Source organism: Gluconobacter sp. Dm-74, from assembly GCF_018256135.1.
Classification (GTDB): domain Bacteria; phylum Pseudomonadota; class Alphaproteobacteria; order Acetobacterales; family Acetobacteraceae; genus Gluconobacter; species Gluconobacter cadivus.
Window position 1 is genome coordinate 26,346 of the sequence record NZ_JAERLX010000015.1, and the last position, 8,406, is coordinate 34,751.

The following is an 8,406-nucleotide window of genomic DNA, read 5'->3' on the forward strand; positions in this document are numbered from 1 at the left end:
TATTTTATCGGGTTATTTAAGTTACCGGATATTTTTTCTTATCTGATTTTAACATTTATCCGGTTTACTAAAATCTGGGGCAAGACTACGAACGTAAATCAGCACAGCGTCTTTGAGCGGAGAACATAATGCCTGTGATTGCTATCGCGTCCCCCAAAGGCGGCGCTGGGAAATCGACTACTGCTGTTATCTTGGGAACCCAGCTTGCGCACTACGGTGCAGAGGTAACTCTGTTAGACTGCGACCCGAACGAAGCGCTGACTTTATGGGCTGACCGCGCGCCCAAGCCACCCAGAATCAGCCTGATAACCAGGGTCTCTGAAAGCGACATTATAAAGACGATCAAAAGGCATGATGCTGATGGAAAAATTGTCATTGTCGATTTGGAAGGCGTCGCCTCGAGATTGGTTTCGCGCGCAATCTCTCAAGCAGATTTAGTCTTAACACCCATGCGAGCGACAACCTTAGACGCTACGATAGGAGCAAGAGCCCTTGCCCTAGTAGCGGAGGAAGAAGAATCTTTAGGGCGCAAGATTCCTCACTCAGTTGTTTTTACAATGACACGGGCAATTCGTTCCAAACAGCATTCAGGCATTGAAGCCTCACTAAGGGACTCGGGCGTGGACGTGATTACGCCGCCTTTAATGGAGCGTGCTGCATTTTCCGCTCTTTTCGAGTTCGGTGGAGATCTTCACTCGATCCCGCCACAAGGTAACATTGTGGCAGCGATCGAAAACGCCGATGGCTTTGCACAAGCTGTGTACCGACGCCTTACAGGAGCGGCAGAATGACCGAAAAAAAGCCTTTTGCGATTGATGTGGGAAAGCTCAGATCGCGCGAAAAAGTCGCCTCCGCCGCCGATGTCGAACGAGTTGATCGCGTAGCTGCGGATCATGGTTTCGTAGCTAGAGAACCAGCGAAACGTAGAGGCCGCCTACCCAGTCCTCGAACAGGACAACTACACGCTAAGGTATTTCCCAACGTCTCTGACGAAATCGCTAAGGAAGCAACTAGGCGAGGCGTTACCCAAGGTGTTGTCATAGAAGACGCATGGAAGCTGTATAAAGAGAATAATCCGGTTTAACGGTTTATCCGGTTTTTTATAAAACCCGGTAATACTGTTTATCGGGTAATTGAGAAAGCTCAGATCGCGCGGAAAAGTCGCCTCCGCCGCCGATGTCGAACGAGTTGATCGCGTAGCTGCGGATCATGGTTTCGTAGCTAGAGAACCAGCGAAACGTAGAGGCCGCCTACCCAGTCCTCGAACAGAACAACTACGCTAAGGTATTTCCCGACGTCTCCGACGAAATCGCTAAGGAAGCGACTAGGCGAGGCGTTACCCAAGGCGTTGTCATAGAAGCCCCTTGGAAGCTGTATAAAAAGAATAATCCGGTTTGATAATTTATCCGGTTTTTATTAAAACCCGATAAATTGTTTTACCGGGTGATTCGGAAAACACTTGCAATCATAAAATCTCTGTTCTCTTTATGTTCTCGCTAAGGAGAACATAAATGACAACGGACGCCCTGGCGCGACTGCGCGAGCAGGTCCGACGCCTGGAGCGTCGAGACCTGTCTCGTTCCCAGACTGACATACTCGCCACGGGGCATTCTGCCGTCGATATCCATCTCGGCGGCGGTCTCAAGACCGGCAGCCTGCATGACTTTCTGATTTCTGATCCTCTGGAGATCGGGGCTAGTCTCGCCATGCTGCTGCCCATCCTGCAAAAGGGCAGGGGGCCGGTCTTCTGGATCAGCGATACGCCTGCCGCACTGAATGCCTGGGGACTGCATCAGTCCGGTCTGTCTCCAGAGACTCTGGTCTGCATTGAAACGGATCCCGCCAGTCTGCTAGCTGTCGCCGAAGACGTGTTGCGCGGACCAGAGCGCGCACTGGCCGTTATCACAGGAAGCCACGTTCCAAGCCTCAAGGAAATCCGTCGCCTCAATCTGGCCGTAGAGGCGAGTGGCAACACAGGCTTCTTCCTGCGTTTGGCTCCCCTCACGCGCGCTCCCGGGAAAGATCCCTGCGCGTGCGCCACGCGCTGGCGGATCCTCTCTCATCCCTCATCACCACGATTTTTTCCGGGACTGGCCATGCCGCTTCCCGGTTCCCGACGCCTTTCTGCCGCGCTGCTGCGGGTGAGGGGAGGCCGCCCTGCTCACTGGATCCTCGACTGCACCGATCATGCGCCGCTTTCTTGCTCTCTGGATGCCCTTCTGGCGCACCGAGCGCCTTCAGCTCTCCCGCCCGGAAGACTTCCCGCCCGACAGGCCGCTCGTTGTGCACGCGCTGGCACATAACCGCCACACCGTCACTGGTGTCAGTCCGGCTGCGCTCGCAGCCGGACTGACACCCGGAATGCCGCTAGCGCAGGCCCGCTCCCTGGTGCCGGATCTTCTGACCGCAGAAGAGGACGCCGACGCACAGAGAGTCGCGCTGACCAATCTGTGCTCATGGTTGATCTGGCTGTCGCCGCTGCCCGCGTTCGATGCTCCGGACAGCCTCTACAGCGATACCACCGGATGCGCCCATCTTTACGGGGGTGAGACGGCCATGCTGGATCTCGTCAGGGAACGCCTGAAGGCGAGGGGGCATTCCTGCTCTGTGGCGCTGAGCGATACGGCCGCTGCCTCACGCGCCTTGGCCCGCTCGGCGATCGACCGGATCTGTCTCGTGCCTCCCGGTCAGCAGAAACAGGCGCTGCAGCCGTTGCCCTGTTCAGTGCTTCCTTTGCCGGAACAGACGCTATCCAGCCTTAGCCGTCTCGGACTGAACACGATCGGCGCGTTGGCGGCCCTCCCGCGCGCACCTCTAGCCAAGCGTTTTGGGGCAGAGCTTCTGACCTGTCTCGATGAGGCTCTGGGACGGCAGGTCCGCCCGCTCAGCATCTTTCAACCTGCTGACCGGATCTGCCTGACCCGGTCTCTGGTCGAGCCGATCAGCACGCCGGACGCCATTGCCATGGTGATTGCAGCCCTTGTGCCGGTTGTCTGCGAAAAGCTGGGGGCACGCGGGGAGGGGGCGCGGCAGCTCGACTTTCTCTGTGTTCGCGTGGACGGATCCATCCAGGCCGTCCGCGTGGGGGCGTCCGATCCGACGGCTGACGGCACGCGTCTGACGCGCCTGCTGAAGGACCAGATCCCGCAGATCGCGCCAGAGTTCGGAATTGAAACCGTCATCCTGACCGTCAGCGCAAGCGAGCCGCTGGAAGCCGGACCGGAGCGCTCTGTCCTGCCAGACGAAGCAGGATCCTCTGAAACGGGCCTCCCGGCCTCTCTGATCGACCGGTTACTGAATCGTCCGGGCGTGGTTTCGGTTCACCAGCTCGCGCCCCGGTTTTCCGCCTGGCCAGAGGACGGACAGTCTCGCGTTTCTCCGGCCGACATGGCAAAACCGCCTTTCGCGAGCCAGATGCTCTGGGCGCGGCCGAACATTGTGTTCGATCTGCCCGTCCGGGTGCAGGTGACTGCCCTGCTCCCGGACGGTGCGCCCCGCCAGTTCGTCCTCAAGCGGCAGACGCATCGCATTGCAGCGGCCGATGGCCCCGAACGTCTGCTGGGGGAATGGTGGCACACAGTCGAAAACTATGGCGCGATCCGCGATTACTGGCAGGTCGAGACCACGACCGGCCTGCGCCTGTGGCTGTTTCGCAAAGGGGACGGCCGCCACGACTGGTCCGGTTCGGGCGAGTGGTTTCTTCAGGGAGTGTTCTGATGGCCCCCCGCGATGATCTGATCCCGGCCAGCACCTCGGACGTCGCCGAAGTCCTGATGCACGCGCTCTGTTACGACGGACGCAGGCGCACACACGACGCCGCCGAACTAATGGCGCGTCTGGTGGCCGAACGGCTGGTCGCCTATCTCGAACGCTCGGGCTTCGTGGTCATGCGTGCCTCCACCAGCAACGGGCCTGACAGCAGCCGACATCCCCATCCCCACCGCCGCTAGACCATGAACGCGCCTTATGTCGAACTGCAGGTTACGTCCTCGTTTTCGTTCCTGCGCTCGGGCAGCCAGCCGGATGAACTGCTCTTCCAGGCGAAAGCCCTGGGCTATGACACAATCGGTCTGACCGACTGGAACACTGTGGCCGGAGTGATCCGCGCCCATCTGGCGGCGCGCGAGGCCGGTCTTCGTCTTCTACCCGGATGCCGTTTGGCTCTACGTGACGGCAGTGCGCTCCTGGCCTATCCCCGAAACCGTGCGGGCTGGGCGGGTCTGTGCCAGCTTCTGACCCTTGGCCATCACCGGGGCGAGCGGGAGGTCTTCCTTCTGGGATGGGAGGATCTCGTCGCCGCGGCCCCGGACCTCGTCCTGATCCTGTTACCTCCCGAGGATCTGGCAGCGCTTCCAGGTCACGTTCAGAGCCTGCTGGATCTGCCCGGACACAGGGCAAACGAAGAAGGAACCCGGTTTCTTGCGTTGACGATGCTCCGGCAGCCCGGGGATGTGGCGCGGCTTCATGCGCTTGCGGCTCTCTGCGAAGTCCAGGGACTGGCCTGCGTTGTGACAGGAGATGTTCTCTACCACGATGCACGCCGGCATGTTCTTCAGGACGTGGTCACGGCCATCCGGGAAGGCTGCACGGTCGATGCTCTCGGCAACCGCCGTCACGTCCACGCCGATCGTCATCTGAAAGCCCCAGAAGAACAGGCACGCCTGTTTGCTGCCTTTCCGAACGCCCTGGCCAACACACGGCGAATTGCCGAGGCCTGCACGTTCAGTCTGGATGACCTGACCTATCAGTATCCGACCGAAACCGAGAGATCGGGCGAAAGCGCGCAGGACACCCTGACACGCCTGGTCGAGGCCGCCCTGCCGCGTCGCTACCCGGCCGGGGCGCCCCCTGAGGTCGAGACGCAGATCGCCTATGAGCTGAGGCTGATCGGCTCTCTGTCCTACGCGCCGTATTTCCTGACCGTGAATACCATCGTGCGTCATGCCCGCTCGCTCGGGATTGTCTGTCAGGGGCGGGGATCTGCCGCAAACTCGGCCGTCTGCTATGTTTTGGGCATCACGAGTATTGATCCGGTTCGCTCGGGCCTACTGTTCGAGCGGTTCATCTCGGCCGAACGGCAGGAACCGCCCGACATCGACGTCGATTTCGAGAGCGACCGCCGCGAAGAAGTGATCCAGTGGATCTATCGTCACTATGGCCGTCACCGCGCGGCCCTGTGTGCCACCGTGCAGCGTTATCAGCCCAAAGGCGCGTTGCGTGAGGTCGGCAAGGTGCTGGGCCTGCCAGAGGATCTGACCGGCCAGCTTTCCAAACACATCGCCTCCTCTCTCGCGGATCAGGATCTGTGTAAGGCACGCGCGGCTGATCTTGGTCTGAACCTGAAGGATCGTCGCCTCAGCCTCACCTTTCACCTCGCCCGCCAGATTTTGGGCTTTCCGCGCCAGCTTGGGACGCATCCGGGCGGATTTGTGCTGACCGAGGATCGCCTGGACGAACTTGTTCCCCTGCTGCCGACCGCCATGGACGGACGTCAGATTATTGTCTGGGACAAAGACGATATTGACGTGCTGCGCTTCATGAAGGTGGACGTTCTGGGTCTTGGAATGCTCGGCTGTCTGCGTCGCGGGTTCGAGCTGCTGCACACCGTGTATCAGACCCGCATGGACTTGGCTTCGATCCCGGCCGAGGATCCGCAGACCTATCGCATGATCCAGAAAGCCGACACGCTCGGGACATTCCAGATTGAAAGCCGGGCGCAGATGTCGATGCTGCCGCGCATGAAGCCCAGGACTTTCTATGATCTGGTGATACAGGTCGCGATTGTCCGGCCCGGGCCAATCCAAGGAGATATGGTTCATCCCTATCTCCGCAGGAGAGAGAAACTGGAGCCTGTCACCTATCCGTCCGAGACCCTACGCGGGATCCTTGGCAAAACCCTGGGTGTCCCGCTCTTTCAGGAACAGGCCATGCAGGTCGCGATCCACTGCGCGGGCTTCACGCCAGGCGAGGCGGATCAGCTCCGTCGCGCCATGGCCACGTTCAAAATGACCGGGGGCGTGTCGCCGTTCCGGGACAAGCTGGTGAACGGGATGCTGGCCAACGGGTATGAGCAGGACTTTGCCGAGCAGACCTTCGCACAGCTCGAAGGCTTCGGCAGCTATGGCTTTCCCGAAAGTCACGCTGCTTCGTTTGCCCTGATCGCCTATGCGTCCGCCTGGATGAAACATCACTACCCGGATGTATTTTGCGCCGCCCTGCTAAACAGTCAGCCCATGGGGTTTTATGCGCCCTCGCAGATTGTTCAGGACGCGCAACGCCATGGCGTCGAGGTCCGTCCGATCTGTATCAATGCCTCACGATGGGATTGCACCCTGGAACGTAGCGGTACGTCTTTACGTAAAGCCGTAAGGATGGGCTTTCGCATGGTGCGCGGGCTTGCAAACGGGCACGGCGCGGCCCTGATCGCCGCGAGGATGCCGGATTATGAGAGTATTGACGATGTGTGGCGCCGTGCCGATGTGCCGGTCTCGGCCCTGGAATGTCTGGCGGAAGCGGACGCGTTCCGGGTGTTTGGACAGATGCGCCGCGCCGCGCTCTGGTCGATTAAGGGTCTCGCCGATACCGCCCTGCCGTTGTTTGAAGCGGCGGATCGGGGTCGGAACTTTCCACTACCGGAGGTGATCGAGCCGGAGATTGTCCTGCCGCAGATGTCAGAGCGGGCCTCGGTGCATGAGGATTACCGGGCCACTGGCCTCAGTCTGACAGGTCATCCCGTCGCGTTTCTGAGGGAGGGACTGCGAAAAGAAGGGATTATTCGTTGCGGGGATCTTCCTTATCTACGGGATGGGCGCCGGATCCAGCTTACAGGTCTTGTCCTGATGCGGCAGCGGCCAGGGACAGCGAACGGCACGATGTTCGTCACGATCGAAGACGAAACCGGCACAGCCAATCTGATTGTCTGGAAGGATGTGCAGGAGAAATACCGCCGTCCTCTTCTCGCGTCCCGTCTTTTGGCCTGCAAGGGCAGGCTTCAGAAAGAGGGCGATGTGATCCATGTTGTTGTGCTCAGTCTGGAAGACCGAACGCCGTTGCTTCAGGGATCGGAGTTGCTGAAGGCTCGGGACTTTCGATAAGAGGGTAATCGGTTCGACCGATCTTATTTCAAAAATAGAGAGATTCCTGTTGATGTTGAACCTGTGGAATTGTGGGCAGAACCGCGCCTGTGGTCAACCTGCAGGGCTGTCTATCAGGACGCGAGCGACCGTGAAACGGCTGTCCATAAGTCCACAGGATTTACGCACGTCGAAAGTCAAATCAGGACATCATTCATGCGGTTGTGACGGTGCCTCAAACTTTACGACTGAGACCCGGGCGTTCGAGTATGGCGTAGCGGACGGATCAGGATGCGTGATGATGTCTGAACCCGCAGCGGCGGCAAGCAGCGTGCCGAAATACGGATCGTTTTCTTCTGCGATCGAGAGGATCTCGTCCGCGCTTACCGGCGCTCCAAACTCTTTTCCGAGTTTGCTCAGGATATAATTGTTCAGCACCGCATGAATCATGAATGGCTGGTTCCGAAGAGACAGCAGAGTTAACAGACTCTCTGGCATGTCTTCCTCAGGCTCCGCCTCCATCACGGCATCCACGTTATCGAGAAGAACGTGTAGCACGACCCCATATATCGTGATCTCCAACACGCGCTGCCCACTGATCTCTGTATCGGTCATTTTTGATCCTCCTGTTTGATGACAGGAGGATGGTCGGATCGCATTGCGACTGAGAAGTGGCTATCAATGATAGGAGGAGGGGAGCTGTCTCAAAAGGGGGGGGAAAGCGGAATGTCCGCAATGGAATTGAACGAGGTGAACAGCGGACATAATGGCAGCCCTAGAGGAAAGACCAACCCCTTCCCTGGTCGTATGTCATCACTTTTCCAGCGGATGTCATCGGAAAATGCGATGTGAATACTGCTGCGGTGTGTTCGGCAGCAGTATTCAAAGCCCATTTGCGCGATATGATGGCTGTCTGAGGATCTGCATCAAAAACGGCACTCCACTCCGGAATACATACCTGAATGGGGTGATGCATGACATCACCCGTGAAGAGCGCACGCTCCATACCTGATTTCAGCACGAGAGACGCGTGATGGGGCGTATGCCCAGGTGTGGGGTGAAAGGAGATTCCTTCAAGAACTTCGGATCCGTCTACGGCAATCTGATCCGCAAGATCCGCCGAGATAATCGGATCAACGCTATCAATGCGTGTCATGAAACTGGTTTTATTGCGGACGCTATCATGAGCCGGATTACTGAAAAAATCATATTCGGCTCTAGAGCGGTTCCGCTTTAATCTGGTTCATATCCAGCGGCTGTAAAGAAGCTGGCGCATTGACTGGGAGTGAAAGCGGGAAGCATAGCGCCGACGGTATCCCACAGAGCACTGACA

The 8,406-nt window shown here is 58.5% G+C and carries 8 protein-coding genes; 6 read left to right on the top strand and 2 right to left on the bottom strand.

From position 1 onward, the window contains the following. Nucleotides 1-128 precede the first annotated feature (128 nt). The 6 genes from JK208_RS15070 (at nucleotide 129) to JK208_RS15095 (ending at nucleotide 7,094) form a co-directional block, all read left to right on the top strand. A complete protein-coding gene (locus JK208_RS15070) occupies nucleotides 129-791 on the top strand; it encodes a ParA family protein (protein WP_099287553.1) in 663 nt (220 codons plus the stop codon). Then, nucleotides 788-1,084: a chromosome partitioning protein ParB gene (locus tag JK208_RS15075; protein ID WP_194258253.1), complete on the top strand. Its 297-nt coding sequence runs from the start codon at nucleotides 788-790 to the stop codon at nucleotides 1,082-1,084. Before JK208_RS15070 ends, JK208_RS15075 begins: the two co-directional genes overlap by 4 nt. 427 nt (nucleotides 1,085-1,511) lie before the next feature. Beyond that, nucleotides 1,512-2,303 (top strand): ImuA family protein, encoded by a 792-nt coding sequence (locus JK208_RS15080; protein ID WP_211576614.1) that lies wholly within the window; start codon nucleotides 1,512-1,514, stop codon nucleotides 2,301-2,303. Then, nucleotides 2,188-3,717, top strand: a complete 1,530-nt coding sequence (locus tag JK208_RS15085; RefSeq protein WP_249202186.1) for a DNA polymerase Y family protein — start codon at nucleotides 2,188-2,190, stop codon at nucleotides 3,715-3,717. The genes JK208_RS15080 and JK208_RS15085 overlap by 116 nt, the downstream gene beginning before the upstream one ends. Beyond that, nucleotides 3,717-3,950 (top strand): hypothetical protein, encoded by a 234-nt coding sequence (locus tag JK208_RS15090; RefSeq protein ID WP_211576615.1) that lies wholly within the window; start codon nucleotides 3,717-3,719, stop codon nucleotides 3,948-3,950. Before JK208_RS15085 ends, JK208_RS15090 begins: the two co-directional genes overlap by 1 nt. A 3-nt stretch (nucleotides 3,951-3,953) precedes the next feature. After that, nucleotides 3,954-7,094: an error-prone DNA polymerase gene (locus JK208_RS15095; protein ID WP_211576616.1), complete on the top strand. Its 3,141-nt coding sequence runs from the start codon at nucleotides 3,954-3,956 to the stop codon at nucleotides 7,092-7,094. Nucleotides 7,095-7,283: 189 nt separating this feature from the next. On the opposite strand, the gene JK208_RS15100 is transcribed toward JK208_RS15095, so the two are convergent. Both JK208_RS15100 and JK208_RS15105 read right to left on the bottom strand, forming a co-directional pair. Continuing rightward, nucleotides 7,284-7,688, bottom strand: a complete 405-nt coding sequence (locus tag JK208_RS15100; protein ID WP_249202187.1) for a hypothetical protein — start codon at nucleotides 7,686-7,688, stop codon at nucleotides 7,284-7,286. Nucleotides 7,689-7,848: 160 nt separating this feature from the next. Beyond that, complete coding sequence (locus tag JK208_RS15105) at nucleotides 7,849-8,229, bottom strand: MBL fold metallo-hydrolase (protein WP_249202188.1); 381 nt, start codon at nucleotides 8,227-8,229, stop codon at nucleotides 7,849-7,851. Between the last annotated feature and the right edge of the window lie 177 nt (nucleotides 8,230-8,406).

Bases quoted from the DNA above. Each gene is read 5' to 3' on its own strand.
- JK208_RS15070 (WP_099287553.1), top strand. From the start codon at position 129: ATGCCTGTGATTGCTATCGCGTCCCCCAAAGGCGGCGCTGGGAAATCG.
- JK208_RS15075 (WP_194258253.1), top strand. From the start codon at position 788: ATGACCGAAAAAAAGCCTTTTGCGATTGATGTGGGAAAGCTCAGATCG.
- JK208_RS15080 (WP_211576614.1), top strand. From the start codon at position 1,512: ATGACAACGGACGCCCTGGCGCGACTGCGCGAGCAGGTCCGACGCCTG.
- JK208_RS15085 (WP_249202186.1), top strand. From the start codon at position 2,188: ATGCGCCGCTTTCTTGCTCTCTGGATGCCCTTCTGGCGCACCGAGCGC.
- JK208_RS15090 (WP_211576615.1), top strand. From the start codon at position 3,717: ATGGCCCCCCGCGATGATCTGATCCCGGCCAGCACCTCGGACGTCGCC.
- JK208_RS15095 (WP_211576616.1), top strand. From the start codon at position 3,954: ATGAACGCGCCTTATGTCGAACTGCAGGTTACGTCCTCGTTTTCGTTC.
- JK208_RS15100 (WP_249202187.1), bottom strand. From the start codon at position 7,688: ATGACCGATACAGAGATCAGTGGGCAGCGCGTGTTGGAGATCACGATA.
- JK208_RS15105 (WP_249202188.1), bottom strand. From the start codon at position 8,229: ATGACACGCATTGATAGCGTTGATCCGATTATCTCGGCGGATCTTGCG.